This is a genomic window from Flavobacterium sp. ZB4R12, assembly GCF_048276375.1.
In the GTDB taxonomy this organism is placed as follows: domain Bacteria; phylum Bacteroidota; class Bacteroidia; order Flavobacteriales; family Flavobacteriaceae; genus Flavobacterium; species Flavobacterium gawalongense.
The window spans coordinates 132,940-154,836 of record NZ_JBLNKS010000006.1 but is presented as its reverse complement, the minus strand read 5'-3'; the positions used below and the strand labels follow the sequence as shown (position 1 = coordinate 154,836).

General features: G+C 35.0%; 12 protein-coding genes. 10 read left to right on the top strand and 2 right to left on the bottom strand.

Annotation, left to right across the window (positions count from 1 at the left end; translation table 11 throughout):
* Positions 1–26 precede the first annotated feature (26 nt).
* Entirely contained in the window at positions 27–2,897 is a 2,871-nt protein-coding gene (locus ACNO7W_RS06230) for a triple tyrosine motif-containing protein (RefSeq protein ID WP_417937431.1), read from the bottom strand.
* 339 nt (positions 2,898–3,236) lie between these two features.
* Between ACNO7W_RS06230 and ACNO7W_RS06225 the strand changes: the two genes are divergently transcribed.
* From ACNO7W_RS06225 to ACNO7W_RS06185, 9 genes are all read left to right on the top strand, one after another.
* Positions 3,237–6,347, top strand: coding sequence for a SusC/RagA family TonB-linked outer membrane protein (locus ACNO7W_RS06225; protein ID WP_417937430.1), 3,111 nt, complete (start codon positions 3,237–3,239; stop codon positions 6,345–6,347).
* 14 nt (positions 6,348–6,361) lie between these two features.
* On the top strand, positions 6,362–7,870 hold the full coding sequence (locus ACNO7W_RS06220) for a RagB/SusD family nutrient uptake outer membrane protein (protein WP_417937429.1): 1,509 nt from the start codon (positions 6,362–6,364) through the stop codon (positions 7,868–7,870).
* Positions 7,871–7,884: 14 nt separating this feature from the next.
* Complete coding sequence (locus ACNO7W_RS06215) at positions 7,885–8,760, top strand: hypothetical protein (protein WP_417937428.1); 876 nt, start codon at positions 7,885–7,887, stop codon at positions 8,758–8,760.
* 71 nt (positions 8,761–8,831) lie between these two features.
* The gene (locus tag ACNO7W_RS06210) at positions 8,832–9,893 is read left to right on the top strand and encodes a family 16 glycosylhydrolase (RefSeq protein ID WP_417937427.1); all 1,062 of its coding nucleotides are present in this window, start codon (positions 8,832–8,834) and stop codon (positions 9,891–9,893) included.
* A 92-nt stretch (positions 9,894–9,985) separates the two neighbouring features.
* Positions 9,986–10,831, top strand: coding sequence for an endonuclease/exonuclease/phosphatase family protein (locus ACNO7W_RS06205; RefSeq protein ID WP_417937426.1), 846 nt, complete (start codon positions 9,986–9,988; stop codon positions 10,829–10,831).
* A gap of 25 nt (positions 10,832–10,856) precedes the next feature.
* A complete protein-coding gene (locus ACNO7W_RS06200; protein WP_417937425.1) occupies positions 10,857–12,290 on the top strand; it encodes a glycoside hydrolase family 30 protein in 1,434 nt (477 codons plus the stop codon).
* Between the two features lie 28 nt (positions 12,291–12,318).
* On the top strand, positions 12,319–13,776 hold the full coding sequence (locus ACNO7W_RS06195) for a glycoside hydrolase family 30 protein (protein ID WP_417937424.1): 1,458 nt from the start codon (positions 12,319–12,321) through the stop codon (positions 13,774–13,776).
* Positions 13,777–13,809: 33 nt separating this feature from the next.
* Positions 13,810–15,558 carry a cellulase family glycosylhydrolase gene (locus tag ACNO7W_RS06190; protein WP_417937423.1) on the top strand — a complete coding sequence of 583 codons (1,749 nt, stop codon included), beginning with the start codon at positions 13,810–13,812 and terminating at the stop codon, positions 15,556–15,558.
* Between the two features lie 68 nt (positions 15,559–15,626).
* Positions 15,627–17,852 (top strand): glycoside hydrolase family 3 N-terminal domain-containing protein, encoded by a 2,226-nt coding sequence (locus tag ACNO7W_RS06185; RefSeq protein WP_417937422.1) that lies wholly within the window; start codon positions 15,627–15,629, stop codon positions 17,850–17,852.
* 401 nt (positions 17,853–18,253) lie between these two features.
* Here ACNO7W_RS06185 and ACNO7W_RS06180 read toward each other — a convergent pair whose 3' ends face one another.
* The gene (locus tag ACNO7W_RS06180; protein ID WP_417937421.1) at positions 18,254–20,584 is read right to left on the bottom strand and encodes a glycoside hydrolase family 3 C-terminal domain-containing protein; all 2,331 of its coding nucleotides are present in this window, start codon (positions 20,582–20,584) and stop codon (positions 18,254–18,256) included.
* A 358-nt stretch (positions 20,585–20,942) separates the two neighbouring features.
* Between ACNO7W_RS06180 and ACNO7W_RS06175 the strand changes: the two genes are divergently transcribed.
* The gene (locus tag ACNO7W_RS06175) at positions 20,943–21,698 is read left to right on the top strand and encodes an NUDIX hydrolase (protein WP_417937420.1); all 756 of its coding nucleotides are present in this window, start codon (positions 20,943–20,945) and stop codon (positions 21,696–21,698) included.
* Positions 21,699–21,897: the final 199 nt, after the last annotated feature.

The following is a 21,897-nucleotide window of genomic DNA, read 5'->3' as shown; positions in this document are numbered from 1 at the left end:
ATTCATTGATGGCTTTTTTAGTTCAATTAAATACTCATTAAAAAGCCAATAAGATTTTCTTTTTTATTAAGCTCTAGTTTTTTTCTTAATCGGTATCGTGCCAATTCTACTCCGCCACTTGAAATATTCATGATTTCTGCAATTTCTTTTGTTGACATATTCATCAATAAATAGGTAGATAAATCCAATTCTCGGGGGGAAATTGTAGGGTACTTTTCTTTTAATCTTTTTAGAAAATCAAAATGGACATTTTTGATGTGTTTCTCTAAATCTTTCCAGCTTTTATCGGCACTTACTTCCTTTGTAATGCTTCTGTTTAGTTTTGTAAATTGAAATTTGGTCGATTCATCGAAGGATTCTACATTGATGTCTTTTAGTTTGTATATAATGCCGTTCAGAATTTTGTTTTTCTTTACTACTTGCAAAGAATTATTAACTAGCTCCTTGTCTTTTGCTAAAATCTTAATTTGAAGTTTGTCATTTTTTAACTTTTCAATCTCTTTTTCCAGTTCATATTGTTCCTGTCTGATTTTCGATTCTTTTTCCAGATAAAGCCTTCTTTGTTCAACGGTTTCGTAGTATTTGTTTTTTCTTATTTTTATTTTTATCCTGTTCCGGATAAAAAATATTGATACAACAGCAAGTAAAATATAAAATAAATACGCTAAAAAATGTCTGTACCATGGGGGGGAAACTGTAAATGGAACAAAAGCTTCTTCTGACTGAATTCCATAGCTGTTTCTCACTTTTAATTTCATTTTATAGTTGCCTTCTCTTAAATAGGTATATTCTTTAATTGAAATTGTTGACCAATTACTCCATCGATCATCAAAGCCTTCTAATTTATACGAGAATTCAACATTTTCAAGATTTTCATATGTTGGGGATGAAAATGTAAATTTTACATGATTTGCAGTATACGGAATTAAATATTTTTCAGCGATTTTTTTCTCATTTCCAAAGATTATTGTGTCGCCGGGAAACGAAAAACTTCGAATAAAAACTTTTGGTTTAGTTACGATGTTGTTTAGTAATTGGGAATCATAATGTGCTAATCCGTCTGTTAGTCCTATAAATATGTTTTGCGGGTTAATCGTATTGACAGAAAGATAATTGGTAACTAAATTACCCGTCAAGTTTGAAAATGGGGCAACAATGTTTGTATAACTGCCATCGCTATTTTTTATCAATTCGCCTAATGATTCATTAAAAATATACCAGAGATTTCCATTGGCATCTTCGGCTAGTGTGCTGATTTTGGGAATGTTTTTAAATACAGAACTCATTTTTTTATCTTCATAAAATAAGTCTTGCTCTTTTGAATATTTGTAAAAATGATTGTTTGTTTGAAAGTAAATATTGTTATTTATTTTTTGAATGCTTCCAAACCCTTTTTCGGTAGCTGATAAGTTCTGTATAATTTTTATGGATTTAAATTTTTTTAAATCATCAGATAATACCATTTGATACAAGAATTCGTCTTTTTTTAGCCATAAATAGTCGTTGTCTAGTTCGATAAATATTGAGGATTTATCAAAACCCGCAATTTGATTTTTGAATTCTAAACCATTAGATGTCTTTTCGAATATTGCAAACCCATTGTAATTTGATCCTATAACAAAATTGGGGTGGTTGGGGATTGTTTTGAATCCAAAATAGCCGTTTTTATCTAATACTTTTATTGTCTTGCCTCCTTTGATTACTAATGCTCCTATGTTATTTGCGCAAATCAATTCGTTGTTAATTACTTGGATATTCCATGCTTGGGCAGTTGTGCCTTCAACAAGAGCAAAGGCGTCTTCTTTAAATGTTCCGTTCCATGAATGATAAAATACACCTTGATTTGTAGCAACATATAAATTGCCGTCATGTATTACTGATGCATATACAGTACTAATGTCATAACTGAATCCAAAATAGGTAAATGGAGAGCTTTCGTTAATAAATGCGATTCCGTTATCTAGGCCAAGCCAAAGATTGTTTTTATTGTCAACAAAAGAGGCAAGTACAGTATTGTTTTGGAGCCCTTTTTTTCGGTTGATGTGTTGGGTTATTTTACCATTAAGATCTGAAATAATGACGCCATTTAAAACAGAGTTTAGTACTATAAATTTGTCTTTAATAACAACACCCCCAAGCGAACTGTTTTTTTTAATGAAAATATCGGCTTCGGTATTCCAAGGAGTTATTTTTTCATTACTATATATAAAAAGGCCTTTTTCTAAAGTTGCTATAAGAAGTTTATCGTTAGGCATTTTAAACATCGCCCAAACTTCGGTGTTGTTTAATGCAGTTGTGCCTTTTAAAGGGTACAGTCGTCCGTTTTTGAATTCTAATAACCCAGCTTCGGTATCCTGAAAATATAGCGTGTTGTTTATTTGAAATGAAAATTGAAATCGTTTTGGGGCTTGGAGTATTTTAAGTTTATTGTTTTTAAATATATATGCTCTGGCAAAAGATTGAAAAATTACTTCGCCTTTAATAATATGAATCTTCCAAACAAAATCTAGCTCTTTGTTGTTTTTTGATTTAATTAATCTAGATAAGGAAGTGTATTTCAGCTTGCCTTTTGAATCGGCTTTGAAATAGCCTAATTCTTTATAACCTCCAACATATATTTTACCAGATTCATCAACCTTTACACAACGAGCTGATGTGTAATTAGGAAGGGCGTACTTAGACCATGAGGAGCCGTCAAATTGATAAAGACCATTGTTGTTCGCAAAGTATAGATTTCCATTTTTATCCTGATCAATGCTCCAGTTTTGAGTTCCTCCTTTATAATCAGTTCTTTTGTAATTTCGGATGTCAGGGACTCCAATATTTTTTACCTGTCCAAACAGTATTGTTGATAACAAAAACAAAAAAACTAGAATATGGAATTTTGTAGTTCTCATAATTAAATGTAATGACTTGGTTGTTATTTGAAAGAGCCTTTTCTTCTATAAAACAAGCGTTTAACGGTATGTTGTTTTGGGCTAAATCCATATTAATAGCTAAAATAACCGTTTTTTAATAAATGTAGTGTTAGTTTTTTAATTTAACTTTTTAATAACAATTAAAATTAATAATTAAAATATTGATATACAATTATTTAAATATTTTTTGATGTGTTTTTGTTTGGTTGTAAAAAAGCATTTGATGTGTTTTTGTAATGAAAAATTAATACGGATATAGAAAAAATAGCTATAATATTGCGGGAAATTACTAATTAATTAACCAAAATTTTTAGAAATATGAAATTTACAAAATTGTTTATTTTTTGTTTTTTATCTATTCTATTCTCAGTTTACGGGCAAGCGCAAGATGTTACTGTAAGCGGAAAAGTTTATGACGAAAACGGACTTCCCATCCCAGGAGTATCCATTTTAATTAAAGGAACTTCCAAAGCTACGGCTACGGATTTTGATGGAAATTATCAAATAAAGACCACTTCAAAAGGTACTTTAGTATTTAGTTATTTAGGTTACAATACTACTCAGGAATCTATTAACGGAAGAAATCGAATTGATGTAAAACTGAATTCTTCAACTGAATCCTTACAGGAAGTTGTTGTGGTAGGTTATGGTACTCAAAAGAAAAGTGTTGTTACCGGAGCAATATCCAGTGTAAGGGCTAAAGATCTTGAAAAAGTTCCTAATGGTCGGATCGAGCAAGCCTTACAGGGTAGGGTTTCTGGTGTTACCATTGCTGCCAGTTCTGGTCAGCCTGGTGCTTCATCAACAATACGTATAAGAGGGGTGACTACTTTTGGCGAAGGGGGTAATGATCCTCTTTGGGTTGTAGATGGTGTTGTTGTCGATGCAGGGGGAATAGGATTTCTTAATCAGTCTGATATTGAATCAATCGAAGTGCTGAAAGATGCCGCATCTGCTGCGATTTACGGAACTCGTGCTGCAACAGGAGTTATTCTGGTTACAACCAAAAAAGGAAAATCGGGAAAAATTACGGTAAATTATAATGGGTTTGCTGGAATTTCTTCACCGGAAAAGACCTTGCATTTGCTAAACGCTACGCAATATGGTGCTTTATTAAATGAAAAATCAGTTGCTGCCGGCGGACCTGTCATCTTTCCTAATTTAGCTGCTTTGGGTGTTGGGACTGATTGGCAAAAAGCAATTTTTAATACGAGTGCTTTTCGTTATTCTCATGAGTTAAGTATCAGTGGAGGCAGCGATGTTTCTAATTTTTATGCTTCTTTTGGGATTCAAGATCAGGAAGGAATTGTTTCTACTGAAATTTCAAACTATACTAAAAAGAATTTTCGTTTAAACTCTACGCACAAATTATCTAAAGTATTCACTTTCGGACAAACTTTTGGATTTTCCAGACAAAAAACAGTTGGTATCGGTAATACAAACAGTGAATTTGGCGGGCCATTGAGTTCAGCAATCAACTTGGATCCAACTACTCCTTTGATAGAAACAGATCCAGTAAAAGCTAATAATGCTCCATATAGTACAAATCCTGTGGTCCGAGATGCAAATGGAAATCCTTATGGAATTTCCAGCTTAGTTGGTCAGGAGATGACTAATCCTTTAGCGTATGCCAAAACAAGACTAGGAGGGTATGGTACTTCTGACGATTTAGTTGGGAATGCCTATTTGGAAGCGGCAATAACTAAACATATCAAAGTGAGATCAACTCTTGGAGCAAAATTATCTTCTTGGGGAGGTCAGGGTTTTACCCCTGTTTTTTATTTAAGTGCCACTTCAAATGTGCTTAAAAATAGTTACAGTAAAAGTGAAAACAAAAGTTTTGCATGGAATATTGAAAATATTGTAACCTATGCGAATCAATTTGGAAACCATAACTTAACGGTGTTATTAGGTCAAGGTTCCTACGTGGATAATATAGGCGGAGGTTCTGGATCTACCATGTTTGGATTGCCTATTACAGATTATCGTGATGCCTCTTTCAATTTTGATATTCCACAATCAGACAGAAGCAGCAGTACATACGATTTGACAGAACATAAATTGACTTCGTTATTTGCACGTGTGAATTACGATTTTAAAGAAAAGTATCTGTTTACAGGAATTATTCGTCGTGATGGTTCAAGTCGTTTTGGAGCCAATAATAAATTTGGTGTATTTCCATCGTTTAATTTAGGATGGGTACTAACCAAAGAAGATTTTTGGAAAGAAAGCAATGTACTTAATACTTTGAAAATCAGAGGAGGATATGGAGTTGTAGGAAATGATGCAATTCCAAATTTCAGATACCTTTCCTTAGTTGAAGGAGGTTACAATTATTCTTTTGGAAACACTGGAGCAATAACTACCGGCTATGCTAACCTTACACTTGATAATCCCGATTTGCAATGGGAGGAAACATCTCAGACGAATATTGGTTTTGAATCAAAATTTTTCAACGCGATAAACCTTACGGTAGATTTATACAAGAAATCAACCTCTGGTATCTTGCGTTCCATAAATATACCAGGTTATGTTGGTGTTGCTTCAAATCCTACAGGAAACGTAGCGGATATGGATAATAAAGGTATTGAGGTTGAATTAGGGTATAAAAAGAAATTTGGGGAAGTAAATTTCTCTGTTAATGGAAACGTTGCTTATTTAGAAAACAAAGTTACTTATGTAGCTTCTGATTCAAATTATATTGCAGGGGATGCTTCTTTTCAGTCGATGGGGCCAGTGACAAGAACACAAGTTGGACAGTCCTATAACTCATTCTACGGATTTAAAACAGCAGGAATTTTTCAAAATGAGGCCGAAATAGCTGCTTACACGAATGCTTCAGGCGGGTTAATCCAACCAAGTGCTCGTCCGGGAGATTTCCGTTGGGTTGATACTGATGGAAATGGTTCAATAGGAGATGATGACAAACAATTCTTGGGAAGTAATATTCCAAAATACACTTTTGGACTGACTTTGAATTTCGACTATAAAAACTTCGATTTTATGGTATTTGCTCAGGGAGCAGCAGGAAATAAAATTTTCCAAGGTTTGCGCAGGTTAGATGTTGGAAATGCTAACTATCAAACTATTGCTTTAAGCCGTTGGACAGGTGAAGGAACTTCAAATGATTATCCGAGACTTACAAATAACGATGCCAATGGTAACTTTGGTAAGATGTCAGATTTTTATCTTGAAGACGGGAATTATCTTAGACTAAAATTAGTTCAATTTGGATATTCATTGCCAAGTGATGCGATTAGTAAAATTGGAGCCAGTAAAGTGCGTTTTTATATAACGGCTGAGAATTTATTGACTCTTACTAAATATACAGGATATGACCCTGAAATTGGTGGAGGTGTATTTGGAATAGACAAAGGAATCTATCCGCAAGCAAGAACATTTATGTTTGGAGCCAATTTACAATTTTAATAAAATCAAGAATTATGAAAACGATGAAATTTAAATATTTATTTATAGCAGTAGCACTGGTTTCCTTAGGTTCTTGTTCTGAGGAGTTTGTTAATGTTACACCAAAAGGTTCTTTTCTTTCAGATAACTATTATGCTAACGAAGAACAAGCAACGGCAGCTCTGGTTGGAGTATATGATCCAATTAGAAAAAATTCAGGCGGTTTTGAAAATATAATCTCCATGATGAACGCAGGTTCGGATGACTTCTATGCTGGCGGTGGTGGTTCTACAGATGGAGCAGGAATTCAAGCTTTCTCTACACACACACTTACTTCAACAAATGTAGCGGGAAGTTTTTGGAACGATCATTACCAAGGAATTTTTAGAGCAAATACGTTGCTTTTAAAATTACCGGATGTTGCTATGGCTGATAATCTAAAAGCCAGATTTGGGGCAGAGTCAAAAGCGTTACGTGCTATATATTATTTCAATTTGGTACGAATGTTTAAAAACGTTCCATTGCTATTGGATCCTTTAACAGCGACTAATATGTATGATGTTGAGCAGGCAGCTCCTGAAGCAGTTTACGCTCAAATTGAAAAAGATTTATTAGAAGCAATAAATGTTTTGCCAACAACCGTTCCAGCTGCCACAGAATCTGGGCGTCTTACAAGAGGTGCCGCTCAAGCAATGCTCGGGAAAGTATATTTGTATGAAGGCAAAAAAACGGAAGCTGCTGCTGTTTTGGCTCAGGTAAATGGTACACCAGGCGCAACAAATCAATACGGCAATAAATTGTTGTCTAACTTTAATGATTTATGGGTTGTTGCCAATAAATTTAATACAGAGTCAATTATAGAAGTGTCACACACAAGTGCTGGTAATTCTGATTGGTGGTTTTGGGGTTCAGGTAGAGACGAAGGAAATTCATTAAATGTTATGGTAGGTCCTAGAAGTTATTCGAGACCATCAGGCTCTACCGCTCCGGACTTACCTTCAGGATGGAGTTTCAATGTTATTACACAAGATTTATATGATGCCATTAAATTAGATCCAAGATTTGGAGCAACAGTATTTGACCTTAAGGCCTTAAAAGCGGCAGGTCAGGCAGATTATATTGGAGGCTATCAAGATACAGGGTATTTTTTAAATAAATTTCTTCCAAGAAAAACGGATGTTCGAACTGGTGGTGGAGCTGCAGAGTTAAATTATAAGCAAAATTCGTATGTTCTTAGATTAGCGGATACTTATTTAATGGAAGCTGAAGCACTAGGTTCCGGAGCAAGAGCGCAAGCATTGCTTGATGCGGTAAGAGCAAGAGTTGGTTTGCCATCTGTCCCGGTTACACTTGCAGCTATTAAAAACGAAAGAAGAATGGAACTTGCTGGCGAAGGACATAGATTCTTTGATTTAGTAAGATGGGGTGATGCCGCTACTAAATTAGCAAATAGAGGTTTTGTAGCAGGTAAAGATGAAGTTTTTCCTATACCAACCAGAGAGCTTCAAGGGACCAAATTGAAACAAAACCCAGGGTATAATTAATAAAAGATAAAATTATGAAAAAGATAAATAGGGGATTTTTAGATAAAATTGCAATAATAGTAATTTCACTAATTCTATTTTCAGGTTGTCAAACTGAAGACATAGGTGATGGGAATGGTCTTAGTACAGATGGGTTAAATTCTGAGTTCACAATAACTCAAGGGTCTAATGCGAATACTTTTAATTTAACGTCTAACCCAAATTCAACGAATTTTGTGTTTCATTATTGGAATGTTGATGATGGTGCTGGTTCGGCTGCGGGAACTGCTAATGAATCTTTGTTCTTGCCAGATGTTGGGACCTATACTATTACACATAATGTTTTTGGTAAGGGCGGCAGTGGACCAGCTCCAGCAGTTAAGACTATTACTGTTACCACACCAGATCCTATTTCAGGAAATTTAGTTCAAGGGGGTAAATTAGACACGGCTTCAGATATAAGCAAATGGACAGTTTTAAACATAAGTGCATCAGGAACCTCTTGGGCTTTTGCAAATGGTAAAACAACAGTTACAGGTGGCGGTTGGAATCAGCAAGGATTCTATCAGGCTATCAGTGTAGTTTCTGGTAGAACATATAAAGTTGATATGGTAGCTTCTTCTACAAGTGGCGTGTCAAATACATGGTTTGAAGTTTTTGTATCTCCAACAATTCCAACACAAAACAACGATTATTCTGCCGGAGGAAAAATACGTTCGATAAATACTTGGGCAGGTTGTGGTGCATCTGCATTTTCTGGAAAAATATCAAGCGTTGGATGTGGTGGTGCAGATAATGTTGGGACTTATACCGCTACTGCTACAGGAACAGTTTATTTGGTTATTAAATGTGGTGGTGAAAATCTTAAAGATGGAATCTCCGTTGATAATATTGAGTTAAGAGGAATATAAATAAGCTTAATTTAAGCTTCTATAATTTTATAGAAGCTTAAATTTTTTAAATCTTGACATGAAAAATAACCATGAAAGTATTCATAAATTTTACTGCTTTGGTTGGGATTTTTTTATTGCTTTCTTGCAGTAGTATTGATCGCAATAGCGGGGAGGGGACAGTGACAAAACCTTCGAATCTTTTGATTTCAGCAGCGATTGTTGGTGGAAACGCACAAAACCCAAACGGCAATGGGAGCGGAACAGTAAATTTTAGCATCAGTGCAACTAATGCGACTTCCTATAAAATTTTACTTGGTAACGGTGAAACCAAAGAGCTGACAAATGGAAATTTTACCTACACCTATACAACATCGGGTACAAACACCTATGTTATATATGTGTCTGCATACAATTCAGGACAGTTTGTTTCTTCGACTCTTTCATTAACAGTTTTCGTAGGGTCTTCTTTAGTTTGGTCAGATGAATTTAACGTTGACGGAGCACCTGATAGTGCAAAATGGGGTTATGATTTAGGTTCTGGAGGTTGGGGAAATAACGAATCCCAATATTACACGAACAGGCCAGAAAATGTAATTGTTCAAGATGGTTTGTTAAAAATTAAAACGCTAAAAGAAAGTTTTAGTGGAAGCAATTATACTTCGGCTAGAATTCTTACAAAAGATAAATTTTCTTTCAAATACGGAAGAGTAGAAATTAAGGCAAAACTGCCTGCTGGTGGTGGTGGAACATGGCCTGCTTTATGGATGTTAGGAAGTAATATAAGTTCTGCCGGTTGGCCTGCTTGTGGAGAAATTGATATTATGGAACACGTTGGTAACAGCCTTAATAAAGTTCATGGTTCCTTACATTCTCCGGGACGCTCAGGAAATACACCAGGCACCAGTACTGTTATGGTTCCTGATGCTACAACAGAGTTTCATATTTATGCCGTAGATTGGTCAGCTACGTCAATTAAGTTTTACGTTGATAATCAGTTATTTTATACTTTTACAAATACAGCTAGTTTTCCTTTTAATCAGGATTTTTTCCTGATTATAAACTGTGCGATGGGTGGTAATTTTGGAGGAACGATCAATCCTGGTTTTACTTCTTCGACTTTTGAGATAGATTATGTTAGAGTTTATAATTAATGTGTTTTTGTTTAGTTAGGTCTTCATTAAGGGCTTCTATTTGTAAGTTGGATAGAAGCTCTAATGAAGAATATTAATTTAAAAATAAAATAATGAAGCAGTCAAAAAAAATAATTAGTTCGATAATTTTAATCCTAATGGCCATGTTTTCTAATGCTCAGTCATTAAAAGTGATGACTTATAATATTCGCTTAGATGTTGCAAGTGATGGAGAAAATGATTGGAGCCACCGCAAAGATTATTTCGCCTCTCAAGTTCAATTTTACGAACCAGATATTTTTGGAGTACAAGAAGCAAGACCCAATCAGGTTATTGATATTGTAACTTCACTTTTGCAATATAATAATGTAGGCATTGGAAGAGACGGAATAGGACAAGGGGAATCGTCTACTATTTTTTATAAAAAAGAAAGATTTAGAGTGAAAGAAAGCAATACGTTCTGGCTTTCTGAAACTCCATATATCATTTCCAAAGGATGGGATGCTGCTTACAACAGAGTTTGTACCCATGCACTTTTCAGAGATTTGAAAACAAAAAAAATGTTTTGGGTTTTTAATACACATTTGGATCACATTGGTGTCGAAGCCAGAACCAAAGGGATACAGCTTATTCTTTCGAAAATAAAGGAACTAAATACTAAAAATTATCCCGTAATTTTCATGGGAGATTTAAATTCAGAACCCGATGAAGAAAGAATAATTGCACTTAAAAAAGTGATGGATGATACGAGAGAAGTTTCACAAGAGAAGGCTTTTGGCCCTTCAGGAACTTTCAACAATTTTAAACACAACGAACCCGTAACCAAATTGATAGATTATATTTTTATTTCGAAGAATAGTATTTTGAAAGTAAAAAAATATGCCATTTTGAGTGATTCAAAAGATTTGAGATACCCATCAGATCACTTGCCGGTCTATGTTGAAATAAACTTTAAATAAAAATTTGAATTATATAAAATATACCATGAAAATTTTCATCTTACTAACCTTGTCAGTCATGCTGTCAAAATGTTCTCCGTCTGGCGATACGGTTAATCCAACCCCAACTCCAGTTCCGCCGGTAGTTACAAATGAAATGGATTTTTGGTTGACAAAAGGGAATCAGAGTGTAACACTTCAAAAACAAACATCAATTTTAGCATTTGGTACTTCCTATAATAATTACTCCAATATTGAGGTTGATGATTCCAAAACATTTCAAACTATTGATGGTTTTGGATATACCTTAACGGGAGGAAGTACGCAGGTTATTAATCAATTAAATGCCAAAAAGAGACAAGAATTATTAAAAGAATTGTTTGGTGCCAATGATAATTCAATTGCTATCAGTTATCTAAGAATAAGTATTGGTGCTTCAGATTTGAATGCAACGCTATTTACTTATAATGATTTGCCCAGCGGTCAAACAGACGTGAATCTGGACAATTTTAGTTTAGCTCCTGATAAAAATGATTTGATTCCCATGCTAAAAGAGATCGTGGCCATCAATCCAAATATTAAAATCATGGCAACTCCATGGTCACCACCAGTTTGGATGAAAGACAATAATGGTTTCGTAGGAGGAAGTTTGAAACCGGAGTATTACGGAGTTTATGCTCAATATTTTGTGAAATACATCCAGACAATGAAAGCCGAAGGGATTACTATTGATGCCATTACGCCTCAAAATGAACCTTTACATCCGGGTAATAATCCAAGTATGTTGATGATTGCATTGCATCAGGCCGATTTTATAAAAAATCATTTAGGTCCCGCTTTCAAAGCTGCAAATTTGACAACAAAAATTGTGGCGTACGACCATAATTGCAACAAACCGGAATATCCTATTGCAGTGCTGAATGATCCTGCAGCGAATCCTTATGTTGACGGTTCTGCATTTCATTTGTATGAAGGGGATATAAGCGCTTTATCTACAGTTCACAATGCTTTCCCAAATAAAAACATCTATTTTACGGAGCAATACACGTCTTCTACAGGAACTTTTGATGGCGATTTGAAATGGCATGTCAAAAATATAATTATTGGTTCCATGAGAAATTGGAGTAAAACAGCATTGGAATGGAACTTAGCAAATAATGCTTCTTTTGGACCAAACACTCCAGGCGGTTGTACTACTTGCAAAGGAGCACTAACAATAAATAGCAGTGATAGTTTTACCAGAAATGTAGGGTATTATATCATTGCGCATGCCTCTAAATTTGTTCCTGCAGGTTCAGTTAGAATTGCGAGTAACCATAGTGGCAATTTAAACAATGTGGCTTTTAAAACGCCTAGTGGGAAAAAAGTTTTAATTGTTGAAAATGATGGAAACACATCCGAAATTTTTAACATTAAATACAATGGGAATTGGGTTACAACTTCATTAGAGGCGGGTTCGGTAGGAACCTATATCTGGTAAAATAACATCTATACATAATACTTACATCATGAAAAAAATAACAACAATAGCCCTTTTAGCAGTGACTTTTTTGGCTTTTTCGCAGCAAAAAAATAAAACGAAACAACTGTCTTTTTCTACAAAAGACAAAACAGTTACCGTTTACACTACAGCAGAAAATACTAAATTAAGATTAACACAAACGGATAAATTGGGTTTTGGAACTTCAAAACAACCGTTGGAAACGGAGATTTCTGTTTTTGTAGAACCTAAAAAAACGTTCCAAACCTTTATGGGAATTGGCGGAGCAATAACAGATGCCAGTGCTGAGGTTTTTGCAAAATTGACAAAAGACAAGCAACAAGAACTTATTAATGCCTACTATGATAAAGAAAAAGGAATAGGCTATTCATTGCTAAGAACAACCATTCATAGTTCTGATTTTAGTAGTGGAAGTTATACCTATATCGAAGAAGGGGATAAAAATTTGAAGACTTTCAACATTGACCACGACAGGCACTATCGCATTCCAATGCTCAAAGAAGCCATAAAAACAGCTGGCGGGAAATTATTACTTTATGTTTCGCCATGGAGTCCTCCCGCTTTCATGAAAAGCAATGGCAGCATGCTAAAAGGAGGAACTTTACTTCCGGAATATTACCAAACGTGGGCGAATTATTACACGAAATTTATCAAAGCCTATGAAAAAGAGGGAATGCCAATTTGGGGATTGACTGTTCAAAACGAACCTATGGCAACTCAAACTTGGGAATCTTGCGTTTTTACCGCTGAAGCCGAGAGAGATTTCTTGAAAAAATTCCTTGGACCAACAATGAAAAAAGAAGGTTTGGGAGATAAAAAAATTGTGGTTTGGGATCACAATCGTGATTTGATGAATCAGAGAGCAAATGTTATCTTCTCAGATCCGGAAGCTTCAAAATATGCTTGGGGAATGGGATTTCATTGGTACGAAACTTGGGCAGGTGGAACACAAATGTTTGATAATGTTCGAAAAGTTCACGAGGCTTATCCATCTAAAAACTTATTGTTTACCGAAGGATGTATAGAAAAATTTGATACTAAAAAATACCAATTCTGGGCAAACGGCGAACGATATGGAATTTCTATGATTAATGATTTCAATAATGGAACGGTGGGTTGGACGGATTGGAACATCCTTTTAGACCAAAACGGAGGCCCGAATCACGTAGGGAATTTTTGTTTCGCACCAATCCATGCAGATACCAATTCGGGAGAATTAATCTATACACCGAGCTATTATTATATTGGACATTTCTCGAAATTTATTCGTCCTGATGCCAAAAGAGTCAGTACAGCTGTGAGCAGAAGTAGTTTGTTAAGTACTTCATTCCTGAATACAGACGGGAAAATGGTCACTGTGGTGATGAACCAGTCTGATAAGGAGGTAACGTATAATTTAATCATTGCTTCAGAGAAAACGGTTGTTGTAATTCCGGCTCACGGGATCCAATCTTTGGTTTATTAAATTATAAACGGGTTGGTTTTAAAAATATAAAGTATGAAAAAAATAGTTTTAATAGTCTTTATTTCTTTTTCAGTTGCCTCGTTCGGACAAGGTTTTTTACATAGAAATGGACAAGAAATTGTCGATGGAAATGGAAAAAACATTGTATTACGCGGTTTGGGGTTGGGTGGATGGATGGTTCAGGAAGGCTATATGCTTCAAACAAGTGAATTTGCAGGTTCCCAACATGTAATTAAGCAGAAGATAACGGATTTAATTGGTGCTAAAAACACAGAAGAATTTTATGATGCTTATAAAGCAAACGGAATAACAAAGAGAGATGTCGATTCATTGGCGGCTTGGGGTTTTAACTCCGTTCGACTGCCGATGCATTACAACTTGTATACACTGCCCATTGAGCAAGAAACAGTTTCAGGCCAGAATACTTGGTTGGAAGAAGGTTTCAAAATGACAGATGATTTATTGAAATGGTGTGCTGCCAATAAAATATACCTGATTTTAGATTTACATGCAGCTCCCGGAGGTCAGGGAAAAGATGCCAATATATCCGATTATGATGCTACAAAACTATCGCTTTGGGAAAGTACCGCAAATCAGGATAAAATAGTCGCGCTTTGGGAAAAGTTGGCTTTGCGTTACAAAGATAATCCTTGGATTGGAGCCTATGATATCATCAATGAGCCCAATTGGAATTTTACGGGAACGAATCAAAATGGTTGTGACGAAACTTCGAATGCGCCTTTAAGAGCTTTACAAGTTAGAGTTACAAAAGCAATAAGAGCTATCGATACGAATCACTTAATTTTTATCGAAGGCAATTGTTGGGGGAATAATTACAATGGCATGTTTCCGCTTTGGGATGAAAATATGGCGTTGAGTTTTCACAAATACTGGAACGATAATGATGTGGCTTCCATACAAAACATGTTGAATTTCAGAACCCAATATAATGTGCCGATTTGGCTGGGTGAAAGTGGTGAAAATTCTAATGTATGGTTTAAGGAAGCAATCTCTTTGGTAGAATCCAATACTATAGGTTGGGCTTTTTGGCCAATGAAAAAAATTGAAAATTTAGCTGGAGTTACTTCGGTTACAAAAACACCGGAATACGAGCAATTATTAGAGTATTGGAAAAACGGAGGGAAAAAGCCAACAGTAGCTTTTGCAAAAAAAGCGTTAATACAAATTGCCCGAAACTTCAAAATGGAAAAGCTAACCATCAGATACGATGTGATTGATGCCATGTTCCGACAAATCCAGACAACTGATACTAAAAAATACAAAAACCATCCACTGCCAGGGAAAGTATTCGCAACAGAATATGATTTAGGACAAAATGGATATGCTTATTTTGATAAAGATGTCGCCAATTATGATGGGACTAAATTTACCAAGTGGAACAAAGGGGGAGTCATGAGAAATGACGGCGTCGACATTGAATCTTGTAATGATAAAAGTACTAATGGTTTTCATGTTGCGTTTATTGAAGATGGCGAATGGTTGCAATACACATTTGATTTAAATACAGAGCACACATTTGATGTTGCTATTCGGTATTCCAGTGATGTAGCTGGAGGGAAGTTTTTCCTTAAAGATGAAAACGGGCAACTTTCTGAAACCATTACAATTCCTTCTTCTGGAGGAATAAATAATTGGCAAACGGTGACTTTGAAAAATGTGGTTCTAAAAAGAGGAACCAATACAATCAAAGTCTATTTCGAAAAAGGGAATTTCAATTTGAACTTTTTAGAATTTAAAAAACCAAGCGGGTTAAAAAAATAAAAGAATGTTTCCTGATTTTTCGATTATGAAATAAATGAATTTGATTTAAAAAAAAACAGTATTTAGAAATGAAAAAAATAGTAACTACAGCACTTTTATTGACCTGCTTTATTGGGTTTTCTCAACAAAAAACGATTGACCAAAAAGTGGAGGCTTTGCTAAAGCGGATGACACTCGAAGAGAAAATTGGACAATTAAACCAATACACGGGAGACAATGCGGCCACAGGACCTATAACCATAAATCCGAACAAACAATCCGAGATTAAAGCGGGTTTAATAGGCTCTATGTTGAATGTTTTGGGAACGCAGCACACCAGACAATACCAGGAATTAGCGATGCAATCCCGATTAAAAATTCCTTTACTCTTTGGTCAGGATGTCATTCATGGATACAAAACTACTTTTCCACTTCCTTTGGCGGAAGCCGCAAGTTGGGATTTGGCGGCTATGGAACTTTCGGCAAGAATTGCCGCAACAGAAGCGGCCGCCAGTGGAATCCATTGGACCTTTGCGCCAATGGTCGATATTGCGCGTGATCCGCGTTGGGGAAGAGTGATGGAAGGCGCAGGAGAAGATACGTATTTAGGTTCAAAAATCGCTTACGCCAGAGTGAAAGGTTTTCAAGGGAAATTGGGTGATGTCAATTCCGTAATGGCTTGCGTGAAACATTTTGCTGCTTATGGAGCTGCAATTGGCGGGAGAGATTATAACTCGGTTGATATGAGCGAAAGAATGCTTTGGGAAACCTATTTGCCACCTTTCAAAGCAGCTTTGGATGCGGGAGCCGCAACGTTTATGAATTCGTTTAATGACCTTAACGGAATTCCGGCAACAGGGAATAAATATTTGCAAAGAGACATTCTAAAAGGAAAATGGAATTTTCAAGGTTTTGTCGTTTCCGATTGGGGTTCAATAGGGGAAATGATCAATCACGGATATGTAAAAGACAGTAAAGAAGCTGCATTAGCTGCTATAACCGCAGGAAGTGATATGGACATGGAAAGCAATGCGTACAGATATAATTTGGCACAATTAGTAAAAGAGAAAAAGGTTTCAATTGCGCTAATTGATGATGCCGTAAAAAGAATTTTACGCAAGAAATTTGAATTGGGATTATTCGAAGATCCATATAAATACTCAAATCCAGAAAGAGAACAAAAAGAATTGAACAATCCGGAACATAGAAAGGTAGCAAGAGAAATTGCGGCAAAAAGTATCGTATTGTTGAAGAATGAAAAAAATATTTTACCGCTTTCAAAACAAACGAAGACAATTGCTTTTATAGGTCCTTTGGTTAAAGAACGCAAGCAAAATATGGGTTTTTGGTCAGTAGAATTGCCAGAAGTGGATTATGACAAACACGTTATTTCGCAATGGGAAGGTTTACAGAATAAAGTAGGGAATACGACCAAATTGCTTTACGCCAAAGGTTGTGAAATTGAAGGGGATAACAAAGATGGTTTTGCCGAAGCAATAGCTGTTGCCAATCAGGCTGATGTTGTGATTTTAAGTATCGGCGAAAGAAGAAATATGAGCGGTGAAGCTAAAAGTCGCAGTAATCTTCGTTTACCGGGAGTTCAGGAAGAACTGATAAAAGCGATTCAAGCGACTGGAAAGCCGGTTGTGGTTTTGATTAACGCGGGAAGACCTCTTATTTTTAATTGGACTGCTGATACTATTCCTGCGATTCTTTATACGTGGTGGTTGGGTAGCGAAGCAGGAAACGCTATTGCAGATGTATTGTTTGGGGATTACAATCCGTCTGGAAAATTGCCACTATCTTTCCCAAGGGAAGAAGGTCAGATTCCTATTTACTACAATCATTTTAATACGGGAAGACCGGCTAAAAATGAGACGGAAACCAATTATGTTTCGGCTTATACAGATTTAAAAAACAGTCCTAAATTTCCTTTTGGATACGGTTTGAGTTATACTACTTTCGAATATTCAGATTTGAAATTGTCCAAAAATAAAATTAAAAGTACTGAAACGGTTGCCGTTTCATTAAATATAACCAATTCAGGAAAAGTGGCTGGAGAAGAAGTGGTTCAGTTGTACTTAAGAGATAAAGTTGGATCAGTAGTCAGACCAATTATTGAACTAAAAGATTTTCAAAAAATAAAACTGAATGCAGGGGAAACTAAAACGGTCAAATTCACTATAGACAAAGAAAAATTGTCTTTTTATAACGCAGCATTACAATGGATTGCAGAACCTGGTGATTTTGATTTAATGATTGGTTCGTCTTCGGCAGATATCCATTTGAAGGACACTTTTGAATTGGTCAAATAATAATTGTAGGGTAGAGAATAGCTGTTTAAACAGTTTTTGAAATAGACTTTAATCTATTTTTTATTTTAAAGTCTTTGATTTTTATGTAAATAGAAAGAATACCTTTTGTGTTTTAACAAATGTATGAGCTTATTAACTCAAAATTAATATATTTGATGCGGTATTTTTTTAATATAGTATGCTCACTAGTATGTTGAAATTGATGTAAGTATAAATGAAAAAGTATTGACTCTAAATCAATTTTCCTTAAGAACTTGTAGTTATAGTATTAAATTTAGGAAAACAAATTTGAAAAAGAGGGAATTTAAATGAGAGGTTACCTTATAAAAGGCAACCTCTTTTAAATTCTGTTTCAATACTTTTTTAACAACAATTAATCAACAATTTTCGCAAATGCTTTTTTAATTTTGGTTAACAGCTTTCAATATTGCATTCAGATTTTCTTCAGTAAATTTCCCTCCTGATAATAAAAGAAATTTATTTATTGGCATATCTGCTAACATGGCTTCTAAAAATGAAGCTGCTTTTTTCTCGTCTTCAGTTTCTGCTTTTTTATTATCTCCTGTGAAACTTTGAACAAGTTGAGCATATATTACAGCACTGTTTGGTGCATTTTTGAATTCTTTGAATAATGATTCATGCGTAAGAACAACTTTTGCAGTTTTTGTAGACTGAATATCAATAGTTTGTTGTAAAGGTAAATTACGAGAAGAACCTCCAACACGGATGTCAAATTTTCCTGATTTTATAGCCCAATCATGAGATTTTGAATTGAAATAAGCAAAATCACGTGAGGTTAAATGGAAAGTAACTGTTTTTTCTTCTCCTGGTAATAAAGCCACTTTTTCAAAATGTTTCAGTTCATTTTCTGGTCTTGCCACTTCACTTTCTTGTTCGTGAACATATAATTCTGCAACTTCTTTACCAGCTACTTTACCAGTATTTTTTACTTTTACTGAGATTGCAATGTCATCAGAATCTTTTGCTGCCGTAGTATTGGCTTTAATATCAGAATAAGAAAAAGTTGTGTAACTCAAACCGAATCCAAAAGGAAAGTTAGGTTCGATTTTCTTTTTGTCATAATAACGGTATCCAATAAAAATACCTTCGCCATAATTTGCATTTCCGTCTTTTGAAGGAAAATCCATAGCTGTTGGAGTATCCTCTAAGCGCATTGGAAAAGTTTCAGATAGTTTTCCGGAAGGATTTACTTTTCCAGTCAATACATCAGCAATTGCACCACCACCGGCTTGACCGCCAAGATAGGCTTCAACAATGGCAGTAACGTCATTTTTCCAAGGCATCGATACAGGCGCACCATTCAACAATACTACTATTATGTTTTTGTTTACTTCGGATACTGCCGAAATCAACTTGTTGTGACCAGCAGGCAGATCCATATTATTTCTGTCGTAACCTTCGGATTCATAACTGTCTGGCAATCCTGCGAAAACAATTACCAATTCTGAATTTTTTGCATTTTGTACTGCTTCAGCAATTTTAACTTCATCAGTTTCTCCTTCTGTATTATAACCTGTTGAGAAACTAAATTGGGTTCCTTTTGCTATTTTTTTCAATTCATCAAGTGAATTTAGAATTTGTGTAGGACGTACTTGTGAACTTCCTGCTCCTTGATAGCGAGGTGTTTTTGCAAAATTACCAACGATAGCTATTTTTTTCAATGAAGATTTCAGCGGTAAAATTGCATTGTCATTTTTTAATAAAACAATACATTCACCACTCACTTGTCTTGCAAGGTCATTGTGTTTTTGTTTGTCAACAATAACTCCCTTTTTATGGCTGTCTTTTGCTTTTAAGGTTACTGCAAGTAAATCCGTTACGATTTGATCTAATCTGGCTTCTGATAAAGTTCCTTTTTTTACTGCTTCAACAATTTTTTTATCATTAAAACCACCACTAGCCGGCATTTCTAAATGCAATCCGGCATCTACTCCTAAAGCTCTTTCGTTTACCGCACCCCAATCAGAAACAACAAATCCTTTGAAACCCCATTTTTCTTTTAGAATTTGATTTAACAAATAAGGGTTTTCAGAAGCATATACTCCGTTTACTTTATTATAAGAACACATCACGGTCCATGGTTGCGCCTCTTTTACTGCCATTTCGAATGCAGGAAAATAGATTTCATTTAAGGTACGTTCGTTTACATTTGAACTATTGGACATACGTTCCGCTTCCTGGCTGTTTGCAGCAAAGTGTTTCATTGAAGTTCCTACACCTTGGCTTTGAACTCCATTAATAAAACTTGTTGCAATTTTTCCCGCTAAAATAGGATCTTCAGAAAAATATTCGAAATTTCTTCCGCCAAGAGGAGAGCGTTTCATATTTACTCCCGGTCCTAACAATATTTGAACATCATTAGCTTGAGATTCGATTCCTAATGCTTCACCCATTTTTTGAGCTAGTGCAGGATTCCAAGAAGAGGCAAGCGCTGATGCGGTTGGAAAGCAAGTAGCAGGAACACTGTTGGTAAAATCAAAACCTTCCGCTTTACGTAAACCATGAGGTCCGTCGGTCATAAAAATGGAAGGGATTCCAAGTTTTGCAATGGCTTTTGTTGACCATGCTGTTTCTCCTGAACACAGAGAAGCTTTTTCTTCCAATGTCATTTTTGCAACTAATTTTGTTGCTTTTTCTCTATAATCTACGTTTTGGGCATAGGATTGAGCTGACAGAGTAACCCCAATTAGTAGTAAAATAAATTTTTTCATAAATCTTTAATTTGGTTGTTTTTTGGTAATTATATTTTTGTTTAAAACAAATGTGTTATTTTGACGCAATGTACATGTTTTTTTTTATATGGTATGCATTTAGTAAAAAAATATAACATTATTTTTTAGGGATGTGTTTTTTTTACTGTTTATAGATAAGAATATTTAATTTTTTTGTGATTAACAGGATGTTTTGTTTTTCTATGGACAAGAAAATTTTTTTAAAAAAAATGTTATCAAGTAGAGAAGACATAATTAATTTTGTATCTTGAATTTTCGGTTCATTTCCTTGAAAAAATAGAGTAAATTGCAAGGAAATAATTTTAATAACTTATCTTAATACAAGTATAGAAATCGTATGTTAAAAAACGTTTTAGATAACAAGGAAGACTATCAGCCAAGTTTATCAATAGATTGTGTAATTTTCGGATTTCATGATAATCAGCTCAAAGTATTATTAATAAAAACAAAACACAGCCATGAATGGGCTTTGCCAGGCGGTTTTGTGCCTGTTGATGAAGATATCGATGATGCAGCGGTTAGCGTGTTGTATGGCAGAACAGGGTTAAAGGGAATTTTCCTGAGACAATTTGCTACATTTGGAGCCGTTAAAAGAAATAGCATTGATTTTAGTAACAGAGTTTTAAACTTTTACGGAATACCTTTAGATGAAGGTAAGTGGTATACGAATCGTTTTGTAACGGTTGGTTACTATGCTTTAGTCGATTTTTTACAAGCAGTTCCTCAACCGGAAGGTAAAAATGAAATTGTGGAATGGATTGACCATCATGCAGTGCCGGATTTGATTTTAGACCACAAGAAAATTTTGGACAAAGCATTAGAAACACTTCGTATGGAATTGAATTTAATGCCGGTAGGATATAATTTACTCCCTGAAAAATTTACCATTCCTGAACTACAAAAACTATATGAAACTATTTTGGGCAGAAAACTAGATCGCAGAAATTTTCTTCGCAAAATAACTGCCATTGGAATACTTACAAAACTCGATGAAAAGAAAAGTAATGTCGCCCATAAAGCACCTAACTTATATAGTTTCGATAAAGAGAAATATGAAGAAGTCGTAAGGAATGGATTGACGCAGGGTTGGTAATTTTTTCGCATTCCATGATTGATTGCGTAAGAACTATATAAAGGGGAACGAAAAGTATTCGTAAAGCCAATTTTAAAGAATAATAAAAGCATAAAGGCTATCTGAAAAGATAGCCTTTATGCTAAAAATAATAATGGAATAACGCATCTGTTATTTTTGTAATAAATTAGGTTCTTAATGTAATTTTTTTTCGGCATAC